This window comes from Clostridium sp. AF19-22AC (genome assembly GCF_003479085.1).
GTDB lineage: Bacteria > Bacillota > Clostridia > Lachnospirales > Lachnospiraceae > Faecalicatena_A > Faecalicatena_A orotica.
This window is the reverse complement of record NZ_QUGN01000010.1, coordinates 158,515-184,621: the sequence shown is the minus strand read 5'-3', so window position 1 is coordinate 184,621 and position 26,107 is coordinate 158,515. Positions and strand designations below refer to the sequence as shown.

Here is a 26,107-nt window from a genome sequence, read left to right as displayed (position 1 = left end):
TTTCCGTGAAAGCATTATAAAAATTTTTATTGATTCTAGTACAATTTTATGCCTGATTCTTTCCCTCTCTCTTTGCCCTGAGGAATTCTACGTTGGCTTCTACCTTCTTCTTTGTCAGCGGATATACAAAGATCAGCATTAAGGCAACACAGATAAACAGGATTCCCGGGACAATCGTTGCCAGCTTATAAAGGCCGCTTAATACTTCTGCCGTCTGGGTTTTTGCGGCAGATGCATAACCAATGATGCCAAGCGCATACCCGCCGAGTCCCCCTGCGAGTGCCTGCCCTACTTTTCTTGCAAAAGAATAGACTGCATAGACCGTTCCATCCTCTCTTTTACCGCTTTTTACTTCCACATCATCGATGACGTCAATAATGTTTGCCCAGATAATCAGGTTAAAGTAGTTGACCCCGAGGTAGCCAACTGCTGCCGCAATAGCAAATACCCATACGTTTTTTACATTCAGGAAGCCAAGTGCAAGGAAAACCGCCCCTGTAAAAATGGTTGCAACGGCCGCTGATTCTTTTTTCCCGTATTTCTTAACAACGACTCCTGTAATTGTCGCCATGAGCAAGGAGCATACCATCGTGATCATATTGTAAACAGAAAGTGCCTTTATGTTACTAAAATAATCCGCATAGAGATAGGTGTTGACGCTGGAAAGCATCAGCGAACTCAGCAGAAGGAAAATGGCTGCGCCTATAATCCCAAGCAGCGCCCTGTTGGAGAAAATCGCTCCAAACGTCTTTGCCAGGGAGATTTTCTCCGCATTCGGGTCCGGCTGGATCTTGATACGCTCTGTCGTACACTTGTAGCAGATGATGTAGCAGATAATCGCGCATACTGAGAAGATTCCTGCAACTACCGGGAAAATTTTCCCGTCATTCCGGATAACCTGGTTGCCGGCTGCATCGGTCATATAGATGATCATCGGACCGCCCACACCGATAACAAGCTGTGCCAGTGTTGCACCGATACTTCTGAATGTAGAAAGTGCGGTACGCTCTTCCGGGACATCTGTGATCGCAGATGCCATAGAACCATATGGTATATTGATCCCGGTATAGCAGATACTGCCCCACAGGATGTATGTAGCATACATATAGATCATCTTTACAGTCATGGAAGCGTCTGCCAGAGATGACTGGTACATCAGGAAGCTGGCAATTGCCACCGGACCTGCCATGATCCGGATCCAGCGCCTGAATTTCCCGTCTTTTCCCGGCTTGCATGTATCCACGATTCTGCCCATTGTTACATCCGTGAATGCATCCACAAACCTAGCCACAAGGAATAGTGTCCCCACGGCCGCCCCGCTGATACCCAGCACCTTCATGTAAAATACCATGAGAAAAGTACTGGAAAATATAAATGTGAAATCATTTCCGAAATCACCGAACATATAGCCGATTTTATCTTTCAGCCCAAATGGCTTTACTGCTTTTTCATTCATCTTCTTTCCCTCCTGAAATGATCCTTGTATTAGAATCTTGTCTCCCATCTTCCACAGAATACATTTTCATTGTACCGTCCCTTAAACTCGCTTCTGCCCATCATCTTCTCCAGTGTTGCCGCGAAGCTCTCGTGATGGTCCATATAAGAATTGATGTAACATCTTGCCATCGGCACATCAATCAGGTTGTTTGTATTGCTTAAGGATACCACGAATGTCGGGAGTTCTGACATATACCACGGCTGTTTTGCAGGCTCATCCCATTTCACGCGCATGGTATTGTACTGGGCGAATCCCTGTACATTGAGAATCAGGAGTACACAGTCATAGTTCTTTTTAAACTCCTCTATTTTACCTTTCTTTGCCGGGACCTCAGAGTCCACCTCGAATCCTGCTTCTTCAAGCTGGGAAACGATATCCGCGATGATGTTCTTATCATTGGACTCGAACTTCATACCCGCGATCACGGTAGCCTCCGAACCGATATACATCAGTTTTATTCTTTTATATTTTTCCGGTGTCATCGGCAGGTAGTGCAGACGGTCTTTCACCAGTGTCACATACTTATCAGCGAATTCCTTTGACGCCCTGTGGTGTTCCTCACACCCGACCACTGAGAGGTTCTCCTTCGGTGCTGTCAGAGCGCCTTCCTTCTGAAGTGTGTGAAGGTTCAGTGCCGCTTTCACACCGAGGATCCTGTGAAGTGCATCATGCAGGCGTTCCTCCGTAATCGTTCCGTTTTTGTAGCCTTCCATCATGTAACCGAAATCTTCCTCCCTGTCATTGAAAAACAGATACATGTCGCAGCCTGCCGCTATTGCCTGCGGAACCTGGCGGCTTCTTGGTATTGTCGCACCGAACATTCCGATCATGTGGGAAGCATCTGTTACAACAAGGCCGTTGAATCCCAGCTGCCCCTTTAAAAGACCGGTAATCAGTTCTGGTGCCAGTGTTGCCGGAAGGATATCCTCATCCTTGATGCCGGGGCACAGCTTCTTAGAATATGCGGGAAGTGCGATATGTCCGGCCATGATTGTCATGACTCCTTCCTCAATCAGTTCCCTGTAAACCTTACCGTATGTCTGGTCCCATTTCTCACAGTCGAACTCATTGATTCCCATAATCAGATGCTGGTCATTTTCCTCTGTTCCGTCTCCCGGGAAATGCTTCATACAGGTAGCCATATTCTGCGTCTTCATTCCCTTAAAAAATGACTTTGCATAACGGATGACATCGTCCGGATTATCATTGAATGCCCGCAGCTGCACAATTGTATTTCTCCAGTTGTAGGTCAGGTCTACAATCGGTGCAAAGTTCCAGTTGCATCCTACCGCAGCTGCTTCCCGTGCGGATATTTCCGCCATCTTAAATACTGCTTCCTCTGAATCGATCGCTGCCATAGCCGCCCCGTTTGCAATCGGCGTCCCCCCCTGTGTTCCGCCATTTCCGCCTGCTTCACAATTCGATGCAATCAGAAGTGGGATTTTTGTCGTCCTCTGCAGGCAGTCTGCCATCTCCCACAGTTCTTCCTTCGGCGCATTGTGGTAACGGATTGCCCCCGGATGGTAGGTATCCAGAATCTTTTTGATGTTCTCCGGTTTTCTTTCTTCCTCGTTTGATACCATGTTGACAAAAAGCTGCCCGATTTTTTCCTCCGTGGTCATCCCCGCAATCGTGTTTTCCACCCACTGGATCTGTTCCTCGTTCAGATAATAAGGTTTTTCTTTTAAATTTACCATGTTGGTTCCTCCTGCTCTTTCAAGAATATTTTCTATCTGTTTCTTTCTTCTTAATTTGTTATAGCCTCGTCTTTGTTATGGCTTCGTCAGGTTATCCACAAACTGCCGTATCAGTCCCGCCTGATATTCACCCTGGAATGTATTGTTTTTCACCTTTTCCACCGCTGCCTCAAGCTGTTCCCAGCTTTCGGACTCATGGGATACGAGAATCGGATAATACAGGACACCGTTTGATTGTGCCGCATCCATGTCTCCCGGTGCATCTCCAGTCATCAGGACATGTTCCTTCGCATATCCATAAGTCAGCAGCCTTTCGATACAGCTTTTCTTGGACCCCGCATTCTGCGCCAGAAGAACATCCACATATGTGAGAAGTCCGAATCTCGTCCATTCTTCCTTCACAGCCTCATAATTGGCCGAGGATACAATGGCTATATCACATGTTTCATGAAGCCTCCTGATGACATCCTGAACATGTTCAAATGGCCTGATATCCTCTTTCGGCAGTTCCGTAATTGCCTTATTTACTTCCCGTGACCAGTTCAGTGCCTTTTTCATACAAATACTGCCCGTTTCGTCAATCGCCTGTTGAAGCGCTGCATTAGACAGCTCATCGGAATCCTCCGTCCATTTTACAAATGTCTGTACATCTTCGATCTTTGCATATAGCCGGTCCGCTTCCTCAAGAGCCGCCGCAAGGCCCTTGAAACGGTTGATCCCTCTTGTCATAGAATAGAGGTTTACCTGATTCCAGCGCTTCAGGATTTCCTCCCTGTGGGCATCCAGCCCCCATTCTGTTATCATACACGGCCCAAAACAGCGGATATGTTTGATATCCATGCTGTCTATGGCACATCCGTCCGAATCAATGCAGACAAGATATTCTTTCTTTTTACTAAAATCTGAAAAGGGATTACTCATTGTTCCATGTCCTCTCTTTCTCTTCTGATATAGTTAGCATACCCGTTTTTCCTCTATAAAAGAATAATAATATCCATTGTTTTTAGCACAATATTATGCTATTTTATAAATACAAACTATTTTGTCATATTTTGACGAATTATATATTTCCTTTACGAGGTGGCAAACTATGGAACATAAACAACTGGAACTATTTTGTCAGGCTGTCACTGCCTGTAATGTAGGCTGCTGTGTAATCTTTAAAGATAACTCGAATCTCTCCCAGACTGACAACGGACTGCGTCTTCGTCTATATGAGGACTATAATTACCAGACTCTTCAGGTTTTTCTGGAACAATACATAACACCCGGCAGGCTCGTCCGATATGAAGATGCTTTCGGGATGTTCCACATGCTCCTGCATATCCCTTCCCAGTATTTGTATGATTACGAATCTCCTCATTTTGTGATCGGCCCTTATCTTGAAAGCAGGCCGCCAGAGGAACAGGTACAGCAGGTTATGGAGCGGATGCACATCCCGGACCAGCTGTATCAGGACATCCGGCTCTTTTATGACTCCACGCCGGTACTCCCCGATATGGAGAGTTTTGAGTCTCTCGTTCTAAACCTGTCACAGGGACTGTTCCACACGGAATATACAGTCTCGCACCTGCCAGACAAGAATGAACTTTATATGGAAAACTCCCCCATGATTTTAAAGCTGCGAGAGAGGCCGCAGATTTCTGTCAGTACAATTGAGGAGCGCTACGAGGTGGAGAACCAGATGCTGGCTGCCGTATCCGCAGGTGATGACAAGAGCGCTCATGAATTATACCAGAAGTTCCAGACCTTCCAGCTTCGGCCCAGATCAGACAACGCCCTGCAGAATAAAAGGCATGGGGTCATTATCCTGAATACACTCTTTCGCAAGGCCGTGGAATCCGGAGGGGTGCCCCCGCTTTATATCGACGACCTTTCCGGGAAATTTGCCATCCTGATCAATGAAGCCCGGACAGAAAGGGCGCTGGACCACCTTTCTACAGATATGGTACACAAATACTGCCTGATGGTGAAAAATCATTCTATGTCCGGCTACTCCAAGGTCGTGAAGGAAGTCATTTCCTATATCGACTTTCACTATGCAGAAGATTTAAGTCTCGCATTTTTCGCGGAGATGTTCAGTATGAGTAAAAACTACCTCTCCGGGCTCTTTAAAAAAGAAACCGGGACCACCCTGACTGATTATATTCATCAGGTACGTATACGAAGGGCGGTCACACTGATTAATTCCTCTTCCCTGTCAATCACGACCGTTGCCGCTTCCTGCGGATACAACGATATCAATTATTTTATACGGATCTTCCGGCGTTCCCTCGGAATGTCGCCGAAGCAGTACCAGAAGTCCATCCTGCACCCGGAGTAGAGTAGATGGGATTGTGTATATAGATAAAATCAATAAAAGCGCCTGATATATGTGAATAAATTATCATGAAATCCATCCTGTGTCTTGAAACCGGATGCTGAATTGGATATACTGAAAGGACATGGATAAAAAATGTGTCGAATCCTGACACATAAGGAGGGCTTTATGAAAAAGAAACTGTTAAGTGTGCTTCTGTGCACAGCCTTAATCGGAACGCTTGCGGGAGGATGCAGTTCGAAAAAAGGTGCAGAGGCATCACCAAAAGAAGATTCAAAAACTGAGGGAAAAGAAATCACGGTTATGGTCCCGGAATGGGCCGTGCCGAGTGATGACATGCTAGATGCATTCACAGAGGACAGCGGAATCAACGTGGTTATGAATGTGGTCAGCTGGGATGATATCCGTGATAAGGTTGCAATCGCAGCTTCAGGCGGCACAGCCGCTGCTGATGTAATAGAGGTCGACTGGTCATGGGTCGGTGAGATGAACAGCGCCGGATGGCTCGAAGAGATTGAGATGACCGACGAAGACAAGGCAGATATGCCAACACTTGAGACATTTTCCATTGACGGGAAGGTACTGGCAGTGCCTTATGCCAATGACTACAGAATTGCCTACTATAACAAAGAACATTTCAAGGCGGCCGGAATCGAGAAGGCCCCCCAGACATGGGATGAAGTATATGATGCACTGAAGAAGATCAAAGATGCCGGAATCGTGGAGTATCCTTATACGATGCCGATGAATGCGGATGAATCCGCTACAACCTCCATGATGTGGATGGCATTTTCCAGAAGCGGGCAGGTCTTCAATGATGACGGAACATTGAATAAAGATGCCGTCAGTGATGCCCTTGAATTTGAAAAGAAACTGGTCGACGAAGGATTCACAGACCCGGCCTCCAAGACTGCATCCGGCATGGATGCCTACCGCAAGCTTACGGCGGGTGAGGCAAGTTTTATGGTAGGGCCTACAAAGTTTGTCGGCATCAGCAACAACGAAGAGGAATGCAGCGTGGTAGGACAGATCGAAGCGATCCTCCTGCCGGGCAAAGACGAGACTTCCCCGCAGACGATGCCTCTTCCGGAAGCAGTCGGCATTACGAAGTTTTCCGAGAACAAGGATGCAGCTAAAGAATTCGTGAAATGGTATACTTCGGCAGAGACACAGAAAGAGCTGTATCAGGCAAACAGTTCCATTCCTACAAGAAACGCTGTGCTCAGTGACCTGATCGATGACGGAACGATCCAGAATGCGGGAGCCATGCTCGAAGAGGCAAAGCTGATTAAATCCCCGTTCCCGAACGGAATCCCGTCCTATTACTCTGAGATGAGCAATGCTATCTACAACAATGTTAACAAGATGGTGCTCGGAGAGATTTCCGCACAGGAAGCGTTCGACGCGATGGATAAGAAGGTAACCGAATTAGCCGGCAATGAAGAATAACAAGGCAAAAGAAGCGGAGAATCGAATACATGAAGAGAAAAACCAAAGGAGCGCTGGGCATTGCGCTCCTTTTGCCGATTATTATTATCATGGCAGTACTTGTGTACTACCCGATCATTAAGACATTTTCATACAGTATGCAGAAGATGAAGCTGACTGCCCCGCAGGATACCGGTTTTGTAGGCTGGGCGAATTATCAGGCCGTACTGAAATCTGATTCGTTCTGGTACAGTCTTCAAAATACGCTCTTTTTACTCGTTGTGGTCGTTCTGATCACAACTGTTTTTGGTATCTGTGTGGCACTCATGCTGAATGTGGATACGAAGATTTCCGGTGTCCTGATGGCCGCGGCCGTCCTTCCCTGGGCGCTGCCGCCTGTTGTGAATGGGATTATCTGGCGTTTTATCTTCTATCCGGGTTACGGTTTTATGAATAAGCTGCTAATTGGCATTGGCGTAATCGACAGCCCAATCGAATGGATGTCCCGCCGTTTCCTCCTGCTCTTTGTCGTGGCACTCGTCGTCGCATGGCGCAGTATCCCGTTTACGGCTATTGTATGTCTCGCGGGCCTGCGTGCCATCCCGCACGACCTTTATGAGGCCGCAAGGATCGACGGTGCAGGAAGATGGTCCGCATTCCGCCATATTACAGGACCGCTCATGGTCCCCTTTGTCGGGATCGGGATCACATCCGCATCCATCACGGCAATCAACATCTTCGATGAGATCGTGGCCCTTGCCGGATACAGCGACCTCGGAAAGAACCTTCTGATCGAGAGCTACCTCACCACGTTCTCGTTCCTTGATTTCGGAAAAGGCAGTGCCCTGACCTATATTATCATGCTGATCTCTGCAGTGCTCGGATTCTTCTATCTTAAGAACCTGACGAGGGAGGTGGAATACTAATGAAAACAAAAAGCGGAAAAGTATTGTATGTCATCGTTGTGGCATTTTTTCTGGTATTCACAATTGGCCCCTTTGTCTGGGCTTTCTTAATCTCGGTGACGCCTGAATTTGAGATGTTCAAGAACACAATGAAGATGCTGCCAAGCAAGGTGAACTGGGAGAATTATATCACCCTGTTCACGACCTCCTCACGGCAGAGTAAGATTCTGTTTCAGGGAATGTCAAACTCCCTCAAGGCGGTCGGCATCACCCTCCTGATCGGCCTCCCGGTCGCTATGATGTCCGCCTACGCGCTTGCCAGACTGGAATTTAGGGGAAAGAAATTGATTAAAAATGCAGTCCTCATCACAATGGTAATCCCTGTATTTGCCACGGTTATCCCCCTTTACAGGATCTTTGTGTCCTACCATCTGCTGGATAAGATCTTCTGGCTCAGCCTCGTGTATGCAAGTTCCTTTTTGCCCATGAGTGTCTGGCTGATGCTTAATTACTTCAGCACAATACCCGTGGAAATAGAAGAAGCCGCCCGTGTGGACGGCTGCGGCAGGATTCGGACCTTCTTCGAGATTCTGCTCCCGGTTGCCTACCCGGTCGTGATATCCAGTGCACTCATCATGTTCCTGAGCGCCTGGAACCAGTTCCAGATTCCGCTGATCCTTGCCTCTTCTTTCCAGACGAAACCAGTGTCCATCGTCACCAGCGAGTTCATGGTGAAGGACTCCATACAATACGGGATCACGGCCGCAGCCGGGCTGCTCGCAATCGTACCACCTGCGGCCACGGCACTCATCCTCCGGAAATACCTCGTGTCCGGAATGACGCGGGGGACTGGGAAGTAAATTTACTTCTTATAGATATACCGGACGCCTGCCGGGGAATGGAAATGTACCCGCATGGATACGGGTTTGCACGATAAATGCCCCTAAATCAAAACGGAAACCGGCACGATGAACATCGCCGACAAACGCGAGAATGCTGATGCATTCTTGCTAAGTCGGCTGAACGGCAGGACTGGTGGTCCTGCCGTTCGTTCATGTGCCGGTTTCTGTTTTGATGAAGGGGCATTAATGGTGCAAAGACGCATCCTTGCGGGTACATTTCCATTCCCCGGCAGGCTGGTTCATCCAATTGGAAGATGAAATTTCGTTCCCAGTTATTGCCCCGACAGAATTAAGCAAGTACTTGATAATTGCTGATATGCTGTCTTTTATTATTTATTTTTCCCCTTTTTTTCGTATGGAGTCCCTGTAAGGGGGAGGGTGGTTTGGAATTGTTTGTTCCATTTGTAGTAGGCTGCGGCTATGGCGGGGGCGGTGGGGATGGAGGTGATTTCTCCGATTCCGATGGCTCCGTATCCGACGTCTACTCCGGGTTTTTCTACTATGATGGATTCAAGCTCAGGTACTTTGTCGGCTTTGAACAGGCCCAGTGTGCCAAACCGGGATACCGGATATCCGTCTTTGATCTCATACTGCTCTGTGAGGGCATATCCCATTCCCATGACGACTCCGCCTTCTATCTGGCCTTCTACGCTGACGGGGTTGACTGCCTTGCCTACGTCGTGTGCAGCTACCATTTTCTTTATGGTGCCGTCTTCGTTTAGGACGCACATCTGTGTCGCATAACCATATGCCACGTGGGATACCGGGTTTGGCACGTCACTTCCCATTTTATCGGTTTTTGCCAGATATTCTCCAAGGAATTCACTGCCTTCCAGTTCCTCCATTGTCTCTGTCTTCAAAGCTTCCAACAGTTTTTCGGAGGCTCTTTTTGCCGCTTCCCCCGTGATCAGAGTCTGGCGGGAACCGGATGTCGTACCGGAATCTGGTGAATCCGCCGTATTCGGACGGCAGTATTTGATTTTGTCAACCGGTAGATTCAGTGTCTCTGAAACGACCTGGGTCAGCACGGTTCCGAGTCCCTGACCGATGCAGGACGCCCCGGCATGTATCTCTACGATTCCGTCCCTGATCAGCAGACGGCAGCGTCCCCAGTCGGGAAGTCCTACTCCTACTCCTGCATTCTTCATGGCACAGGCGATGCCTGCATATGGCTCGCTCTCATAAATTTCTTTTACTGCTTCAAGTGTCTCTGCCACACCGGTAGATTCATCGGCGATCTGTCCATTCGGAAGCACCTGTCCCGGGCGGACTGCATTGCGGTAGCGGATCTCCCACGGTGAGATGCCCACCATCTCAGCCAGCAGGTCCAGATTGCGCTCTGAGCCGAAACAGGTCTGTGTTACCCCGAACCCGCGGAATGCCCCCGCCGGCGGATTGTTTGTATAGACTGCTTTTCCATCAATATCCACGACCTGGAAGTTATAAGGCCCTGCGGCATGGGTACAGGCTCTCTGCAGGACCGGTCCCCCCAGTGATGCGTACGCCCCTGTATCCGAGACAACGACTGCCTTCATTGCCGTGAGGTAACCGTTCTCGTCACAAGCCGTAGTAATGTCCATCCACATCGGGTGGCGCTTCGGATGTACTACAATGCTCTCCTGTCTGGACAGCTTTACTTTTACGATCCGCTTCGTCAGATAGGCCAGCAGTGCCGCATGATGCTGTACACTGACATCTTCTTTTCCGCCGAATCCACCGCCGACTAATTTGTTTTCCACAATCACTTTTTCTGGTGGAAGGCCCAGCATGATACAGCACTCATGCTGTGTATCATAGGTTCCCTGATCCGTGGAATAGATGAACACACCGTCATCAAACGGCATGGCAACCGCACATTCAGGTTCAAGAAATGCATGTTCTGTCCACGGCGTCTCGTAATGCCTTGTGACCTGATATTTCGATCCGGCAATGACTTCATCCGCATTTCCCCTCACGAGGTGTTCATGTGCGAGGACGTTGCCTGACTCATGCACGAGCGGCGCACCTTCCTTCATGGCGTCAAACGGGTCCAGAACGGGATCGAGTACTTCGTAATCGACCTTTACCAGACTCTTCGCCCTCTCAAGTATATCCTGATTCTCGGCAGCCACAAGGCAGATAGCGTCGCCTAGGTAATGTGTGACTTTACCTACCGGGATCATCGTATCCCAGTCCTGCTTCAGATGTCCGACCTTGACATTTCCCGGAATATCCTCCGCGGTAAATACCCCGATCACACCTTCCAGTGCTTCTGCTTCTTCTTTATGTATCGCAAGCACCCTTGCCCTCGGGTATTCCGACCTTACTGCACTTCCGTAGATCATCTCGTCCAGATAGATGTCATCAGGGTATTCCCCGGTTCCAAGCACCTTTTCCGAAGCATCGATCCTGCGGATGGCGTCCCCTACAAGCACCACGCCTTCATCATCCGTGGCGGGCAGATTTTCGCGGAACATTTTTGCACTTAAAAGGATACCGTCAATGATTTTCTTATATCCCGTACAGCGGCATATATTATTGCGTATCGCAGCGATGACTTCCAGACGGGTCGGGTCCGGATTCACATCGATCAGGCCTTTTGCACACATCACCATCCCGGGGATACAGAAACCGCACTGCACCGCACCTGCCCGGCCAAATGCATATGCATAGACCTCCTGCTCCCGCTTTGATAATCCCTCGACTGTTACAATTTTCTTCCCCTCTAACTTAGAAAGCATCGGGATACATGCGCGTGTCGCCTTCCCGTCCACCAGAACCGTACAGGTGCCACATGCGCCCTGACTGCATCCGTCCTTGACAGATGTCAGCCTTAAATCGTCCCTTAAGAAACGCATCAATTTTTTATCCTGTCCGGCCTGATAATCCTTTCCGTTTACATGAACAGTAATCATGATATTACCTTCCTTTCTTTCATAGAGTTTCGCAAGCGAAACCCGCGCCTGCGGCGGCCGTCCGTCGGTCCCGGACCTTATTCCTGCAAATCATTTTTTTGATCGATATCTTTTAATTCCTCTGGCTGCGCCTCTACATATCTGACTTTTTCCTGTAGTCCTGACATGATCTGTCTTCCTCCGTTATCGCCTGTCAGGTTACGCAGGTCGTCAAAAAATGCACGGTCCCACAGTACCGGGTTTCCCGGCCTGCCCGGATTTCCCGCGCAGATGATCCGACCTTTATGCACGCCTGCCATATTCAAAATTTTCTGTATTGTGGCCGTCTTTAAATTTGGCTGGTCACAGACCGAGAACAGAACTCCCTCGATATCCGGATTCTGCCTCAGGCATTCTTCAAGGCCAAGCAGGATAGAACGGGAGATGCCGAGCTCCGGCTCTTTGTTGATTACAGTCCTGATCCCCTGTCTTTCTGCCTCCTCTGCTATTGCCTCATACCCCGTCACCAGATACTGCGGATAATCCTGGAATGCACGCATCCGTTCCAGCGTATGCCGGTACAGCGGCTTTCCGGAAACGACCGCCAGCAGTTTGTTTTCTCCGAACCGTACACTTCTTCCCGCGGCAAGTATGATGACCGCGTATTTCCTGCGCATATGTTCAAACCTTGTCACGGCTTCCAGCACGCCTCCTCCGACAGACCTTGCCTTGTCGGAAATGGTGAAGCAGTGGAATGTTTCGCACCGCGCATCGATATCTCCGATCTTCAGATTTTCCCATACCCGGACCCCGGGCTGGAGCATGCCCCTGACAATACCATCCATCTTCGCACAAACTTCTTTTCCGCCAGTCAGTGCCACGGCCTGCCCTTTTTTCACGACATCGCCGATTGACACAAGAGGTTCGATTACGCCCTCAGCACTTGCACGGATCAGGCGTTCTGTCGTGTATCCCCCGACATTTCCCGGTACACCTGTATTGGGAATGGCACTGCCTTCGTAAATCGTATCGCCCAGCGTATGCCCCCGCTTTGTCTCAACGACACAGTGGCAGTCTTCCCCCGCCGTAAAGCCGGGGCCGACACCGATAACTAACGGTGCGTCTGTAATTTTTGTCCCTAAATTTTTCTTTGCAAGAATCGCGTCTATGATTACATCGGGCTGATATCCATCCGCTGTCCGGGCACACGGGTCTACAATGACCGGGATATCCCCCGCCTCCATGATGGTGAGTGCCTCTTTCATTGAGGATACAAGAACACCTCTCATATCTTCAACGACTGCCTCCCCTTCATAAACGGCTCTGGACAGTGAAACCATCCTGCGTACAGTCAGAGGGACCTCTATCTCCGTCATAATGATCTGATGCCCGCTGCGGTACAGGCGGGAGGCTATCCCTGTTGCCAGATCACCTGCCCCCTTGATTAGTATTTTCATTTCCTGCTACCTTCCTCTTGTTTTAATGACTTTATTGGTTACTGTTCCCCCGGGCCAGTACCGTGATTCCTGTATGCCCCTGTGCTTCTGCCAGACGGCAGATCCGGTATGCTGTCTGTTCCCTTTTTGTATTGTCTGCTTTATTCAGGATGACCCGGTATTCCATATATGGCAGGACGCCTTTCCTGCCGCCTCTGGAATCAAAAGCTAGTTTTGCAAGATCACGTTCCTTAACCGGGTCAGTTATCTTCATATCCAGGATTTCCGCCGCGGTACCTGTCCTGAAACATACCTCCGAAAGAGGCCTTCCGACCGCATCCAGACCATATACACAGAGTACATGGGTTGTTTCTGGCAGGATCACCGGTTCATGGTCAGCCGGCACCTTCATCGGAAGTCTTTTCGCGCCGTCTGCTTCGATCAGTACCGGATACCCAAGTGTCAGCAGACGGTCTAAAAACTTCTCAGGCAGTGTCTTTATTTTCCCGTGTTCTGCCGGCAGACCGGCCCACACCATTCCTTCTGCTTTCAAAATCTGTACCGCCTTCTCTTCAGACGGCTCCGTAAGAAACCACGGCCTGTCTTCTGCCAGCATATGGGTCGAAGTCGTTACTATGACAGGTATCTTCCTTTTCCTGTATTCCTCCGCCATTGCTTTGATCAGCGTTGTTTTACCACCGGCCCCCGTGACAGAAATAACCGGGTTTTTACTGTTTATATGCAGGGCTTCTGACAGAGAGTCCTGTTCTGTCAGAAGCCCTTCCTCATAATTCTTTACCATAAACGATATCCTTAATCTTCTTTCAACGATCTGGACAACCATCAGGAGTCCCTGGTGAGTCACATCCGCGGCCTATGAAATACCGCGCGGCACGTACCGGCCGGTTTTCTCTGCTATAATTTCTCCATTCTCAGCGGCCAGCTGCCCCCTCAGGAAAACCTTTTCGGCACGTCCTTTGATCTTCGTGCCTTCCATTGGGCAGTAGTCGATATTCGTCTGTTGGTGTTCTTTCGAAATCGTCCACTCCGTCTCTGGATTCCACACCACAATGTCCGCATCGCTTCCCGGTGAAAGTGTACCCTTCTGCGGATACATACGATACAGTTTTGCCGGATTCTCTGAAAGATATTTACACATCTGTTCCAGCGTAATCCGCCCTTCATTTACCCCGAACTGGTAAATCAGTGCAGGACGTTCTTCCCCTCCCGGCATTCCGCACGGTGTTTTGGAAAAGTCTTCCGCTCCCATGTTCTTCTGTGCGGTATCGAAGCTGCAGTGGTCGGTACAGATCGTCTGTATCCGCCCTTCCGAGAGCGCCTCCCATAAAACCTGCTGGTTCTTCTTTTTACGAAGCGGCGGGGCAATCATGTATTTACGCCCCTCCCCGTCGGGAAGGAAATACTTACTTTCATCCATCAGCAGGTACTGCGGACATGTTTCTACATATACCGTCTTCCCGTCTTCCCTTGCATGCTGGATCTCACGGTAGCCCTCCGCAGAGCTTAAATGTACGACTATGACCGGTGTATCTACGCATTTTGCAATTTTCAGCAGACGGTTGATTGCTTCTGCTTCTGCTGCAGGCGGCCTTGTGCCCGGATAGTCCGCCGTGTCGAGACGGTTCCCTTTTTCCTGAAGGACCTCATTGAGTCTCGCGGCTATGATACCATTGTTTTCACAGTGTACGCCTGCGATTCCCCCCAGTTCTTTCAGACGGGTCAGGATCTCATACATCGTCTTATCATCTACAATCATGTTGTCGTATGTCATATATAATTTGAAAGAAGGAATGCCGTCAGCCACAACCCGGGCGAGCTCCTCGCTCACCTTTTCATTCCAGTCGGAAATTGCCAGATGAAATGCATAGTCACAGGAGGACTCACCGTCCGCCTTTTTATGCCAGTTATCGAGAGCCTCTTTCAGAGACTCTCCTTTATTCTGGGTTGCAAAATCTACGATGCATGTCGTACCGCCTGCGATCTCGGCCTTTGTCCCCGTGTCAAATTTGTCCGCGGTTATGGTGCCGCTGACTTCCAGCGCCATATGGGTATGTGCGTCGATAAAGCCGGGGAACAGATACTTTCCTCTGACGTCCTCTATCTCGGCATCCCGAAATTCCAGATCTTCTCCTACTGCCAGAATTTTTTCCCCTTTTACGAGGATATCCAGCTGTTTCATTCCTTCTCCGCTTACAATTGTGCCGCCTTTAAACAAACGTTTCATAACCATTCCTTCTTTCTGTCTTTGCACTTTTGTTTCCTGTTGATTATGCCGTATACCGTCCCTGCTTATTTTTATACAAGCAGGTAGGGGTATTCACGAATGACTGTTTCGATCAGATTCTGAAGTCCTTCCGGTAGCTTTGTCTCCTCTCCCTTTGTCCAGGTGAAGGTTTCTCCAAGATATCTGACTTTACAGCTTACCTTTTCTTCATCCAATACAGTGAAGCCCTGATTTTTGCTGTCTTCCATGTCTTTTTCTGATGCAAATAATGTAAATTTATCCAGATATGGTGCGCTGTCATATGGACAGAAACTTCTGCAGTTGCCGCATTCGTTGCACATGTAATCTACATGGATAATCTGGTGTTTTTCCATTCCCGGAACCCGTATGGAGAGGTTCGCACGGTTTGGACAGACTTCTGCACAATTCTCACAGATGCTGGAGCATCCAAGGCAGCGCCCGGTCTCTTTTGTGCCTTCCTCTGTTTCCTTGAGGACACCTCTTCTTGCATAAACCTTTGCCTCATCTGCCTGTTTATCAAAGTCTCTTGTAAGTGTCTTTCCGATGATGGCTTCGGCTGCTTTCTTTCCGTCCCGGATTCCTTCCACAACTGTAGCCGGCCCGCCTAACGCGTCTCCCGCAATATAGACATCTGCCTGGTTCGTCTCACATGTTTCCTCATTTACAAGGGCTTTCCCACGCTCATTTACATGAATTCCATTTGCCTGATAGAAGTCTGAAGGTACTTTTTCACCGACTGCAACGATCACTGTGTCCGCCGGTACCTCGCGGATTTCTTCGGTCTCCACGACACCACGTCTTCCCGATGCATCGAAATCACCGAGTTTCATCACTTTGCATGTCAGCATTCCGTCTGATAGTTTCACCGGTGCAAGCAGTTCCTTGAAATCCACACCGTCTTCCACTGCCATCAGTAATTCTTCCTCATCGGCCGGCATGTAGCGTTTTGTCCTTCTGTATACAAGGGAAACATTTTCTACGCCCTTCGTGCGTTTCGCCGCCCTTGCAGTATCCATTGCCGTATTTCCGCCGCCGATAACAACTACATTTTTCCCGATATCGAGGCGTCCGTTTGTGTCTTTAAATTGTGCAAGGAATTCGAGCGCATTAACGGTCTCTCCCTCTTCCAGCTTCAGGGTTCCCGGTACAGACGCGCCGACTGCCAGCACTACGGCTGTATAGCCCTTTTCCTTTAATTCCTGTACACTTTCGATTCTGACATTATAGCGGATTTCCACACCTGCTGCTTCCAGAATCGCAGCATCTTTATCGATTGCCACGCCGGCAATCCTGAACTCGGGTATTACATGGCGTACGACTCCGCCCAGGGAATCGGTCTGTTCAAATAAGGTCACTTCCATGCCGCCGCGTCTTAAGAAATAAGCTGCTGCCATTCCTGCCGGACCGCCGCCGACGACTGCTGCTTTCCCTTTTTCCGTCACGTTCACAGGAGTCACTGTTCTCAGCCAGTCTGCATAGCCGTTTTCAGCAGCCTCCAGTTTCATTGCGCGGATATGTACGGGTTCCTCATAGAAATTACGGGTGCATTTGCTCATACAATTGTGTGCACAGATTGTTCCTGTAATAAACGGAAGCGGGTTTTTCTCTGTGATGACACGCATTGCTTCTTCATATTCACCTGCACTGACTAACTGCAGATATGTTGTGATATCCTGATGGATCGGGCATCCTTCCTTGCAAGGTGCTACAAAACAGTCCAGAAGAGGTACCTGCTGTTTCATTTTGCGGGACGGCAGCGGTTTTACGGCTTTCAGGTGGTGGGAGCTTACTTTTGCCTCCTCTGCGAGGATTTTTGCCGCTTTAGCGCTGACGCCTGTAAATACGTCGTTTTCTTTCTCCAGTATCTGTGCGATCTGGGACATTCTCTGGTATCCACCCGGTTTCAGCAGTGTTGTTGCCACGGTTACCGGCCAGATTCCCGCATCTACGATTCCCCTGATATTATAGAAGTCCGCACCGCCGGAATAGGAAATTCTCAGTTTTCCGTCAAATTCCTCTGCCAGCCTGGCCGCCAGTGAGATGGACAGTGGGTACAAGGATTTACCGGACATATACATCTCTTCACTTGGAAGTTCGTTCTGCTTTACATCAACCGGGAACGTATTCGTGATCTTCACTCCAAATTCCAGACCGCGCTCTGCACAGACATCCATCAGGCGGGTGAGCATCGGCACTGCATCTTCGTACTGAAGGTCATCTTTGAAATGGAAGTCGCCGAACGCGATGTAATCGTATCCCATCTCATCCATCGTCTTTCTTGCGAATTCGTATCCTAATAATGTAGGGTTACATTTGATAAAGGTGTGGAACCCTTTTTCCGTAATCAGGTACATGGCGATCTTCTCGATCTCCTGCGGCGGACAGCCGTGGAGCGTGGAGATGGTCACGGAATTACAGATTTCTGACTGGATTGACTCAATGTCTTCCTTCGTCACTTTTTTAAACCGGTCTGCATGGTCCAGCAGATACTGCCTGCATGACTGGAATACTTCGGAATCCTTCGCATCCTTCATCGTATTCAGGAACTGGTCGATCTTCGGAGACTGAATCCCCTGCAGGTCGTAACCCACACTGATATTAAACTGGAATCCGTCCATACTTCCCAGATCATATTCCTTTGCCATAACTTTCAGAAGGAACCATGCCTTGATATACTCTTCCATTGCCTGCGGGACATACAGCTCTGTTGACCACTCGCAGTTATAGCACTCATCATCCGCTTTGATACATGGTTTGCTTACACATGCAGAAAGCTCCGCGCCGTCCATAATCTGCACGGTCTTCAGTTCAAAGAAACGGCTGCCCGTATAATAAGCGGCCACAATATTCTGAGTCAGCTGGGTATGCGGTCCCGCCGCCGGTCCCACCGGTGTCTCCAGCGGACGTCCAAAAATGGTCCTGTTAAACTTCGCATCCGCCTTATACGCATCATGCTCTCCGAATACAGTGCCGTATTTTTCATGCTCTGTCATAATCCAATCCAATAACTGCCCGAAAGACATCGGGGTCATAATATCACTCATCTGTAAAAACCTCCTATATAATCTGAATATTCTGAAAATGGGAGTGCAAAGGGGTCAGACCCCTTTGAAAAACTACCCATTAATTCGTTTCCAAAGGGCTCCTGACGCTTCTTGGCAGTCAGCCATTACTTTTTCTTCATCGATCCCCTGCAGTTCACGGTCCTTCATCAGGACTTTTCCGTTTGCAACTGTTGTAACAACTTTGCTTCCGTTCATCCCGAACAGGATGTGTCCGTTTGCGTTATCTGCCCCGAGTGGTGTCAGCGGGTTGTAATCTACAATGATGACATCCCCGGCTGCGCCTTCTTTCAGAACGCCGAGCTCCTGTTTGAAGTAGCGGTTTGCGATCTTCGCATTATTGTAAAAAAGCATCTGCGGTACTTCTCCCCATGCTGCATTCGCGTCACAGAGGTGGTGCTTGTGCAGGACATTGGCAACTTTGAAGGATTCTGTCATATCGTGGGTGTATCCGTCGGTTCCGAGTCCTGTCAGTATCCCGCGGTGCACCAGTTCCATTGTCGGAGGGCATCCGCAGGCGTTGCCCATATTGGATTCCGGATTATGTACCACCATTGTATTTGTGTCCCTGATCAGGTCCATCTCATGTCCGTTGATATAGATACAGTGGCCGAGCAGTGTCTTCTCCCCAAGAATATCCCAGTCCATCAGACGGTCTACGATTCTCTTTCCGTAATGTTTCAGGCAGTGGTGCAGGTCCTCGATTCCTTCCGCTACATGGATGTGATAGCCTGCCCCGTCCGGTTTGTTTGCCGCCGCCAGTTCCATCGTCTCGTCGGAGATGGTAAACTGTGCATGCATTCCCATCATACCGGCTATCATGCCGCTGTCATCCTTCTGTGCATATCTGATGAATTCTGCATTCTCCATGACGGAATCTCTTGCCTTATCCTTCCCGTCCCTGTCCGAAATCTCATAGCACAGGCAGGAGCGCACGCCCGTCTCCTTCGCCGCCTTTTCAATATGAAAGAGCGAATCCCTGATGGAACCGAAACTCGCATGGTGGTCGAATATCGTCGTGACACCATTCCTGATACAGTCAATATACGTTGCCATAGCACTTAAATATGTGTCCTGAAGTGTAAGGTTCCGGTCAATTGTCCACCACATGCCGTCCAGAATGTCAAGAAATCCTTTCGGATCATATCCCTTTACAGAAAGACCTCTCGCAAATGCGCTGTAGATATGTTCATGCGCATTGATAAATGCAGGCATGATCACCTTTCCCCCTGCATCAATAAAGTCCGCATCCGGATACGCTGCCCTGACTTCTTCAAGGCCCCCCACTTTCTGAATTGTGGTTCCCTCGATCGCCACGGCACCTTTCTCCAGAAACGGATTCTCCCCGTCTCGTGTGATTACCCTTCCATTTCCTAAAATCAGCATACTTTCTTCTCCTTTTCTTCTTTCATGAATTCTGTTGAAGCTGTCCAGGTATACAAATTCTACAAGGGTGTTACTTTCCTTGCACGTCGCACTATATTTTGTATATTTGTAAAAACAGCCCTTTCTTTTTCGAACAGATATTTTGGACTGCTTTTGTTGTCTATAGAATACCATTAATATAAGATAATTGCAATACAAATCCTAAATAATTTTTAGGCAACCTAAAAAATTTTTAGAAAAAGTATTGATTTATATTTTTTTTATGCTATGATGGGTTTAAGGGCGAGGTAATTCCTCAACCAGGAAGCAGCAAAATACGCGAAAGGAATGATGACTTTGAGCCAGAAATTAGAACTACTGAAACAGATCGCACACGGCCTGGCCGTACAGTTTGGCAGCTCCTGCGAGATTGTCATACACGATCTGAGAAAGAAAGAACTGGAAAGTTCCATCGTCTACATTGAGAACGGACACATTTCCAACAGAAAGTTAGGTGACGGTCCTTCCAGCGTCGTTTTGGAGACTCTGAGCCGGGACCCCTCACAGATCCAGGACCGTCTCTCTTATCTTACGAAAACGGATGACGGGCGTATTCTTAAATCAAGCACCATGTATATCAGGGACGAGGACAACACGATCGCATACATATTTTCCCTGAATTACGACATCACCGCACTGCTCACTATCGAAACTGCCATCCAGTCATTAATCAGCACCGACACAGAAAAAGAACAGGAAAATGAAAATAACCAGCCGCAAAAAATCACCCATAACGTGAATGAACTGCTCGACACGCTGATCGAACAGGCACTTTCACTCGTCGGCAAACCTGTTGCTTTGATGAACAAGGATGACAAAGTCGCAGTGGTGCAGTACCTCAACAATGCAGGTGCTTTCCTGATCACCAAATCCGGAGACAAGATTGCTTCTCTTTTAGGAATTTCAAAATTTACACTTTACAGCTATATGGATGCGGGCAAATAATCCTGCCACATCCCCGCACCAGAAGGCGGGAAACGGAACAGTTAACAGTTATTTATGAAGGAGGTTTTTCAAACATGGAAACAATCAAATGGGCAGTGAACCATATGCCTAAGACAGACGATGCACAGCTTAAGGTTATGGCACTTTCCGAGGTAGAAAAGGCGAGGGCTTTCCACGAAAGCTTTCCGCAGTACAGCATCACACCGCTTGCAAAGCTTGACAAGATGGCCGGAAGACTTGGCCTGAAAGAGGTTTATGTCAAAGACGAGTCCTACAGATTCGGACTGAATGCATTCAAAGTGCTGGGCGGCTCTTTCGCAATGGCACGCTACATAGCACAGCAGGTCGGTAAAGATGTCTCAGAACTTCCCTATCAGGTACTGACTTCTGAAGAATTGAAAAAAGAGTTCGGCCAGGCAACCTTCTTCACGGCAACAGACGGCAACCACGGACGCGGTGTCGCATGGGCCGCAAATAAACTGGGACAGAAATCCGTTGTCCTGATGCCGAAGGGCACGACACAGACCCGCCTGAATAACATTCTTGCAGAAGGTGCACAGGCTACGATCGAAGAGTATAACTATGATGAATGTGTCCGTATGGCTGCCGCTATGGCTGCGAAAACGGAAAACGGGATCATGGTACAGGATACCGCATGGGACGGATACGAAGAGATCCCGGCATGGATCATGCAGGGATACGGGACAATGGCAATGGAGGCCAACGAACAGCTGCAGGAATATGGCTGTGAAAGACCGACACACGTGTTTATCCAGGCAGGCGTAGGTTCCCTCGCCGGAGCCGTTCAGGGATATTTTGCAAACCGTTATCCTGAGAACCCGCCGAAAGTGATCGTCGTGGAAGCCGAGGCTGCTGCCTGCCTCTATAAAGGAGCCGCATTAGGAGACGGAAGCATCCAGATCGTGGACGGTGATATGGTAACCATCATGGCCGGCCTTGCCTGCGGAGAACCGAACACAATCTCCTGGGATATTCTGAAGAACCACGTAGATACATTCATCGCTTCACCTGACTGGGTAGCTGCAAGGGGAATGCGTATGCTGGCAGCTCCTGTCAAAGGAGATACCCCTGTCACTTCAGGAGAATCGGGAGCAGCACCGTTCGGCACACTGGCATGCATCATGTGTATGGATGAATATAAAGAGTTAAGAGAACATCTCGGACTGGATGAGAATTCAAGAGTCCTCCTCTTCTCAACAGAGGGCGACACAGACCCTGAAAGATATGAATCTATTGTCTGGGGCGGAAACAACCGCTAAATAATAAGTTTAAACAATAAATCAATTATTTCTATAAATAAAAAAGGAGCGTATAAAAATGGATTTTAACAAGATCAAAGAAGCTGCACAAAACTATCAGGCGGACATGACAAAATTCTTACGGGACATCGTAAGAAACCCGGGCGAGAGCTGTGATGAGAAGGCTCACATCGAACGCATCGCCGAAGAGATGAGAAAACTCGAATTTGACAAAGTTATCATCGACCCGCAGGGCAACGTTCTCGGATACATGGGAACAGGCGAAAAGATTATCGGATTCGATGCCCACATCGACACCGTGGGAATCGGAAATATTGACAACTGGACTTTCGATCCATATGAAGGATACGAAAATGATGAAGAAATTGGCGGACGCGGCGTTTCTGACCAGTGTGGCGGTATTGTTTCTGCAGTATATGGTGCAAAGATCATGAAAGACCTTGGCCTGTTAAGTGACAAATACACCGTACTCGTAACAGGAACTGTTCAGGAAGAAGACTGTGACGGCCTCTGCTGGCAGTACATCATCAACGAAGACAAAGTACGCCCTGAATTCGTCGTTTCCACAGAGCCTACAGACGGCGGCATTTACCGCGGACAGCGCGGACGTATGGAAATCCGTGTCGATGTCAAAGGTGTTTCCTGCCACGGTTCCGCACCAGAACGTGGTGACAATGCAATCTACAAGATGGCTGACATCCTCCAGGATGTACGTGCATTGAATGAGAATGATGCAGAAGACGGAACCGAAGTCAAAGGCCTCGTAAAGATGCTGGATGAAAAATACAATCCGCAGTGGAAAGAAGCACGCTTCCTTGGAAGAGGAACCGTCACAACATCCGAGATCTTCTTTACTTCCCCGAGCCGCTGTGCTGTTGCCGACTCCTGCTCCGTTTCACTCGACCGCCGCATGACAGCAGGCGAGACATGGGAAAGCTGTCTGGATGAGATCCGCGCACTCCCAAGTGTAAAGAAATACGGCGACGATGTCATCGTTTCCATGTATAACTATGACCGTCCTTCCTACACAGGATGCGTATATCCGATCGAGTGCTACTTCCCGACATGGGTAATCCCGGAAGACCATGCAGTAACAAAGGCACTGGAAGACGCTTATAAGAACCTCTACGGAGAGAGCAGAATTGGAAACGCCGAGACAGAGGCAATGAGAAAAGCACGACCTCTGACAGACAAATGGACATTCTCCACAAACGGCGTATCCATCATGGGAAGAAACGGCATTCCATGTATCGGTTTCGGACCTGGTGCAGAAGCACAGGCACATGCACCGAATGAGAAGACATGGAAACAGGATTTAGTTGTATGCGCTGCTGTATACGCTGCACTTCCGACACTTTACTGCAAATAATTTCAAAGGGGTCAGACCCTTTTGCCCATCAAATTCAGAATATTCTTAAAATTTAGGAGGATTTACTACTATGAAAACTTTACAGGATTATATCGACAAATTGAACGCGCTTAACTTCAAGGAAATGTACAACGGTGACTTTTTCCTCACATGGGAAAAGACAGATGACGAGCTCGAGGCTGTCTTCACAATCGCTGATGCACTTCGTTTTATGAGAGAGAACAATATCTCTACAAAAGTATTCGAGAGCGGGCTTGGAATCTCTTTATTCCGTGATAATTCTACACGTACACGCTTCTCTTTCGCTTCTGCCTGCAACCTGCTTGGTCTGGAGGTACAGGATTTAGACGAGGGAAAATCACAGGTAGCTCACGGTGAGACGGTCCGTGAGACTGCAAACATGATCTCCTTCATGGCTGATGTCATCGGTATCCGTGATGATATGTACATCGGCAAGGGAAATGCATATATGCATGAAGTTGTTGATTCTGTAACACAGGGAAATAAGGATGGCATTCTCGAGCAGAAGCCTACCCTCGTTAACCTGCAGTGCGATATTGACCACCCGACACAGGCTATGGCCGACATGCTCCACATCATCCATGAATTCGGCGGTGTCGAGAACCTGAAAGGTAAGAAGCTTGCCATGACATGGGCATACTCTCCTTCTTATGGTAAACCGCTCTCTGTACCGCAGGGAATCATCGGCCTGATGACACGTTTCGGTATGGACGTTGTCCTTGCACATCCGGAAGGATATGAGGTATTCCCGGAAGTAGAAGCAGTTGCTGCAGACAATGCAAAGAAATCCGGCGGTACATTTACAAAGACAAACGACATGGCTGAGGCATTCAAGGACGCCGATATCGTTTATCCTAAGAGCTGGGCTCCATTCGCAGCTATGGAAAAACGTACAGAGCTTTACGGAAACGGTGATTTCGAAGGAATCGATAAACTGGAAAAAGAACTGCTTGCACAGAATGCAGAGCACAAAGACTGGGCATGTACAGAAGAACTGATGTCCACGACAAAAGACGGAAAAGCACTCTACATGCACTGCCTGCCCGCAGACATCACAGGCGTAAGCTGTGAGACCGGTGAGGTAGATGCAAGCGTATTTGACCGCTACAGAACCCCTCTTTATAAAGAAGCAAGCTTCAAACCATACATCATCGCTGCCATGATCTTCCTCGCAAAATTCGCTGATCCGGCTGAAGTATTAAAAAAACTGGAAGAAAAAAGCACCCCAAGAGTCTTTGAATAAGCCGTAAGCATTGTATTTATGGTATGATAAGAAAGAAAAAAAATTTAGGAGGTATTTGACATGTTAAATTATGTTGAAACAAAAAACGCACCAGCAGCAATCGGACCATATTCCCAGGGTATCGTAGTAAATGATATCGCATTCTTTTCCGGACAGATTCCGCTTTCTCCTGAAACCGGGAATGTCGTAGGCACAACGATTCAGGAGCAGACAGAGCAGGTTATGAAAAATATAGCCGCTTTACTGGAAAGCCAGAACGCTGAATTCAAAGATGTCGTAAAGACTACTTGTTTCCTCGCTGATATGGCAGACTTCGCAGCCTTCAACGAAATCTATGCAAAATATTTTGTCGGAAAACCGGCACGTTCCTGTGTCGCAGTAAAAGACCTGCCAAAGGGCGTTTTATGCGAAGTAGAGACAATCGCCTATATAGGAAAATAATTCTTTTTACATCATAGGTCGATGAAAAAATCGGAGGAAAAGAAAATGGCAAAAAAGAAACGGATTGTCATCGCCCTGGGGGGGAATGCACTCGGCAATACCCTCCCCGAGCAGATGGCTGCGGTAAAGATTACCGCACGTGCCATTGTAGACCTGATCGAAGAGGGCTGTGAAGTCGTGGTTGCCCACGGCAACGGCCCCCAGGTCGGAATGGTAAACAACGCAATGCTGGCACTGACCCACGAAGACCCGCAGCAGCCGAACACACCGCTGTCTGTCTGTGTGGCAATGAGTCAGGCATACATAGGATACGATCTGCAGAATGCCCTGCGCGAAGAGCTTCTGAACCGCAATATCGATAACATCCCTGTGGCAACAATGATCACACAGGTACGCGTGGATGAAGACGATCCGGCATTTGAAAATCCATCCAAGCCGATCGGACGTTTCTTATCAAAAGAACAGGCTGACAGCATGGCTGAAAAATATGACTACATCATGAAGGAAGATTCCGGACGCGGATACCGCCGTGTGGTAGCTTCCCCAAGACCTCAGGAAATCATCGAGATCGGGACGATCCGTACAATGGTAGAATCCGGTGACCTTGTCATCGCATGCGGAGGAGGCGGTATTCCTGTGACACGCCAGGGAAACCACCTGAAAGGCGCCAGCGCGGTTATCGATAAAGACTTTGCAAGCAGCCTTCTCGCACGCGAACTGGATGCAGATTTCCTCATTATACTGACAGCGGTAGAAAAAGTTGCTGTAAACTTCGGAAAGCCTGAAGTAAAATGGCTGGATCATATAACTGTAGATGAAGCAAAACAATATATGACTGAAGGCCATTTCGCACCCGGTTCTATGCTGCCAAAAGTACAGGCTGCCGTAGAATTCGCAGAATCAAAACCGGGCCGCCAGGCTCTGATCACCTTACTGGAAAAAGCCAAAGACGGAATCCAGGGCACAACAGGTACCAGAATCAGTCAGGCTTAAAGG

General features: G+C 48.6%; 19 protein-coding genes. 10 read left to right on the top strand and 9 right to left on the bottom strand.

Annotated elements, in window-relative coordinates:
* Positions 1–46: 46 nt before the first annotated feature.
* The 3 genes from DWX43_RS13420 to DWX43_RS13410 all read right to left on the bottom strand — a co-directional run bounded on the left by DWX43_RS13420 (position 47) and on the right by DWX43_RS13410 (position 4,116).
* Positions 47–1,456 (bottom strand): glycoside-pentoside-hexuronide (GPH):cation symporter, encoded by a 1,410-nt coding sequence (locus tag DWX43_RS13420; RefSeq protein WP_109729759.1) that lies wholly within the window; start codon positions 1,454–1,456, stop codon positions 47–49.
* A 29-nt stretch (positions 1,457–1,485) separates the two neighbouring features.
* Positions 1,486–3,195, bottom strand: coding sequence for a glycoside hydrolase family 3 N-terminal domain-containing protein (locus DWX43_RS13415; RefSeq protein WP_118620625.1), 1,710 nt, complete (start codon positions 3,193–3,195; stop codon positions 1,486–1,488).
* 75 nt (positions 3,196–3,270) lie between these two features.
* A complete protein-coding gene (locus tag DWX43_RS13410; RefSeq protein ID WP_118620624.1) occupies positions 3,271–4,116 on the bottom strand; it encodes an HAD hydrolase-like protein in 846 nt (281 codons plus the stop codon).
* 169 nt (positions 4,117–4,285) lie between these two features.
* Between DWX43_RS13410 and DWX43_RS13405 the strand changes: the two genes are divergently transcribed.
* From DWX43_RS13405 to DWX43_RS13390, 4 genes are all read left to right on the top strand, one after another.
* Positions 4,286–5,518, top strand: a complete 1,233-nt coding sequence (locus DWX43_RS13405) for an AraC family transcriptional regulator (protein WP_109729762.1) — start codon at positions 4,286–4,288, stop codon at positions 5,516–5,518.
* Between the two features lie 165 nt (positions 5,519–5,683).
* Entirely contained in the window at positions 5,684–6,964 is a 1,281-nt protein-coding gene (locus DWX43_RS13400; RefSeq protein WP_118620623.1) for a sugar ABC transporter substrate-binding protein, read from the top strand.
* Between the two features lie 29 nt (positions 6,965–6,993).
* Complete coding sequence (locus DWX43_RS13395; RefSeq protein ID WP_109729764.1) at positions 6,994–7,869, top strand: sugar ABC transporter permease; 876 nt, start codon at positions 6,994–6,996, stop codon at positions 7,867–7,869.
* On the top strand, positions 7,869–8,708 hold the full coding sequence (locus DWX43_RS13390; protein WP_118620622.1) for a carbohydrate ABC transporter permease: 840 nt from the start codon (positions 7,869–7,871) through the stop codon (positions 8,706–8,708). Before DWX43_RS13395 ends, DWX43_RS13390 begins: the two co-directional genes overlap by 1 nt.
* 371 nt (positions 8,709–9,079) lie before the next feature.
* On the opposite strand, the gene xdh is transcribed toward DWX43_RS13390, so the two are convergent.
* From xdh to ssnA, 6 genes are all read right to left on the bottom strand, one after another.
* Entirely contained in the window at positions 9,080–11,644 is a 2,565-nt protein-coding gene (gene xdh, locus DWX43_RS13385; RefSeq protein WP_118620621.1) for a selenium-dependent xanthine dehydrogenase, read from the bottom strand.
* A gap of 77 nt (positions 11,645–11,721) precedes the next feature.
* Positions 11,722–13,080: a selenium-dependent molybdenum cofactor biosynthesis protein YqeB gene (gene yqeB, locus DWX43_RS13380; protein WP_118620620.1), complete on the bottom strand. Its 1,359-nt coding sequence runs from the start codon at positions 13,078–13,080 to the stop codon at positions 11,722–11,724.
* A 31-nt stretch (positions 13,081–13,111) separates the two neighbouring features.
* Positions 13,112–13,861 (bottom strand): selenium cofactor biosynthesis protein YqeC, encoded by a 750-nt coding sequence (gene yqeC / locus DWX43_RS13375; RefSeq protein ID WP_118620619.1) that lies wholly within the window; start codon positions 13,859–13,861, stop codon positions 13,112–13,114.
* 72 nt (positions 13,862–13,933) lie between these two features.
* Positions 13,934–15,304, bottom strand: a complete 1,371-nt coding sequence (gene hydA, locus DWX43_RS13370) for a dihydropyrimidinase (RefSeq protein WP_118620618.1) — start codon at positions 15,302–15,304, stop codon at positions 13,934–13,936.
* Between the two features lie 71 nt (positions 15,305–15,375).
* Positions 15,376–18,369 (bottom strand): putative selenate reductase subunit YgfK, encoded by a 2,994-nt coding sequence (gene ygfK / locus DWX43_RS13365; protein WP_118620617.1) that lies wholly within the window; start codon positions 18,367–18,369, stop codon positions 15,376–15,378.
* Between the two features lie 72 nt (positions 18,370–18,441).
* Positions 18,442–19,773 (bottom strand): putative aminohydrolase SsnA, encoded by a 1,332-nt coding sequence (ssnA, locus tag DWX43_RS13360; RefSeq protein WP_109729770.1) that lies wholly within the window; start codon positions 19,771–19,773, stop codon positions 18,442–18,444.
* 327 nt (positions 19,774–20,100) lie between these two features.
* On the opposite strand from ssnA, the gene DWX43_RS13355 reads away from it, so the two are divergent.
* From DWX43_RS13355 to arcC, 6 genes are all read left to right on the top strand, one after another.
* On the top strand, positions 20,101–20,757 hold the full coding sequence (locus tag DWX43_RS13355) for a helix-turn-helix transcriptional regulator (protein ID WP_347559303.1): 657 nt from the start codon (positions 20,101–20,103) through the stop codon (positions 20,755–20,757).
* Between the two features lie 74 nt (positions 20,758–20,831).
* Positions 20,832–22,037, top strand: a complete 1,206-nt coding sequence (gene dpaL, locus DWX43_RS13350) for a diaminopropionate ammonia-lyase (protein ID WP_109729771.1) — start codon at positions 20,832–20,834, stop codon at positions 22,035–22,037.
* A 58-nt stretch (positions 22,038–22,095) separates the two neighbouring features.
* Positions 22,096–23,406, top strand: coding sequence for a YgeY family selenium metabolism-linked hydrolase (locus DWX43_RS13345; RefSeq protein ID WP_118620616.1), 1,311 nt, complete (start codon positions 22,096–22,098; stop codon positions 23,404–23,406).
* A 70-nt stretch (positions 23,407–23,476) separates the two neighbouring features.
* Positions 23,477–24,670 carry a knotted carbamoyltransferase YgeW gene (gene ygeW / locus DWX43_RS13340; RefSeq protein WP_109729773.1) on the top strand — a complete coding sequence of 398 codons (1,194 nt, stop codon included), beginning with the start codon at positions 23,477–23,479 and terminating at the stop codon, positions 24,668–24,670.
* A gap of 60 nt (positions 24,671–24,730) precedes the next feature.
* On the top strand, positions 24,731–25,111 hold the full coding sequence (locus tag DWX43_RS13335; RefSeq protein WP_109729774.1) for a RidA family protein: 381 nt from the start codon (positions 24,731–24,733) through the stop codon (positions 25,109–25,111).
* A gap of 45 nt (positions 25,112–25,156) precedes the next feature.
* Complete coding sequence (arcC, locus tag DWX43_RS13330; protein ID WP_109729866.1) at positions 25,157–26,104, top strand: carbamate kinase; 948 nt, start codon at positions 25,157–25,159, stop codon at positions 26,102–26,104.
* The last annotated feature ends 3 nt before the right edge of the window (positions 26,105–26,107 follow it).

Excerpts from the sequence above, each read along its gene's own strand:
- ygeW (WP_109729773.1), top strand. The coding sequence starts at position 23,477 with ATGAAAACTTTACAGGATTATATCGACAAATTGAACGCGCTTAACTTC.
- DWX43_RS13420 (WP_109729759.1), bottom strand. The coding sequence starts at position 1,456 with ATGAATGAAAAAGCAGTAAAGCCATTTGGGCTGAAAGATAAAATCGGC.
- DWX43_RS13400 (WP_118620623.1), top strand. The coding sequence starts at position 5,684 with ATGAAAAAGAAACTGTTAAGTGTGCTTCTGTGCACAGCCTTAATCGGA.
- ssnA (WP_109729770.1), bottom strand. The coding sequence starts at position 19,773 with ATGCTGATTTTAGGAAATGGAAGGGTAATCACACGAGACGGGGAGAAT.
- ygfK (WP_118620617.1), bottom strand. The coding sequence starts at position 18,369 with ATGAGTGATATTATGACCCCGATGTCTTTCGGGCAGTTATTGGATTGG.
- DWX43_RS13405 (WP_109729762.1), top strand. The coding sequence starts at position 4,286 with ATGGAACATAAACAACTGGAACTATTTTGTCAGGCTGTCACTGCCTGT.
- arcC (WP_109729866.1), top strand. The coding sequence starts at position 25,157 with ATGGCAAAAAAGAAACGGATTGTCATCGCCCTGGGGGGGAATGCACTC.
- DWX43_RS13345 (WP_118620616.1), top strand. The coding sequence starts at position 22,096 with ATGGATTTTAACAAGATCAAAGAAGCTGCACAAAACTATCAGGCGGAC.
- DWX43_RS13415 (WP_118620625.1), bottom strand. The coding sequence starts at position 3,195 with ATGGTAAATTTAAAAGAAAAACCTTATTATCTGAACGAGGAACAGATC.
- yqeC (WP_118620619.1), bottom strand. The coding sequence starts at position 13,861 with ATGGTAAAGAATTATGAGGAAGGGCTTCTGACAGAACAGGACTCTCTG.
- xdh (WP_118620621.1), bottom strand. The coding sequence starts at position 11,644 with ATGATTACTGTTCATGTAAACGGAAAGGATTATCAGGCCGGACAGGAT.
- hydA (WP_118620618.1), bottom strand. The coding sequence starts at position 15,304 with ATGAAACGTTTGTTTAAAGGCGGCACAATTGTAAGCGGAGAAGGAATG.
- DWX43_RS13395 (WP_109729764.1), top strand. The coding sequence starts at position 6,994 with ATGAAGAGAAAAACCAAAGGAGCGCTGGGCATTGCGCTCCTTTTGCCG.
- dpaL (WP_109729771.1), top strand. The coding sequence starts at position 20,832 with ATGGAAACAATCAAATGGGCAGTGAACCATATGCCTAAGACAGACGAT.
- yqeB (WP_118620620.1), bottom strand. The coding sequence starts at position 13,080 with ATGAAAATACTAATCAAGGGGGCAGGTGATCTGGCAACAGGGATAGCC.
- DWX43_RS13410 (WP_118620624.1), bottom strand. The coding sequence starts at position 4,116 with ATGAGTAATCCCTTTTCAGATTTTAGTAAAAAGAAAGAATATCTTGTC.
- DWX43_RS13355 (WP_347559303.1), top strand. The coding sequence starts at position 20,101 with ATGATGACTTTGAGCCAGAAATTAGAACTACTGAAACAGATCGCACAC.
- DWX43_RS13335 (WP_109729774.1), top strand. The coding sequence starts at position 24,731 with ATGTTAAATTATGTTGAAACAAAAAACGCACCAGCAGCAATCGGACCA.
- DWX43_RS13390 (WP_118620622.1), top strand. The coding sequence starts at position 7,869 with ATGAAAACAAAAAGCGGAAAAGTATTGTATGTCATCGTTGTGGCATTT.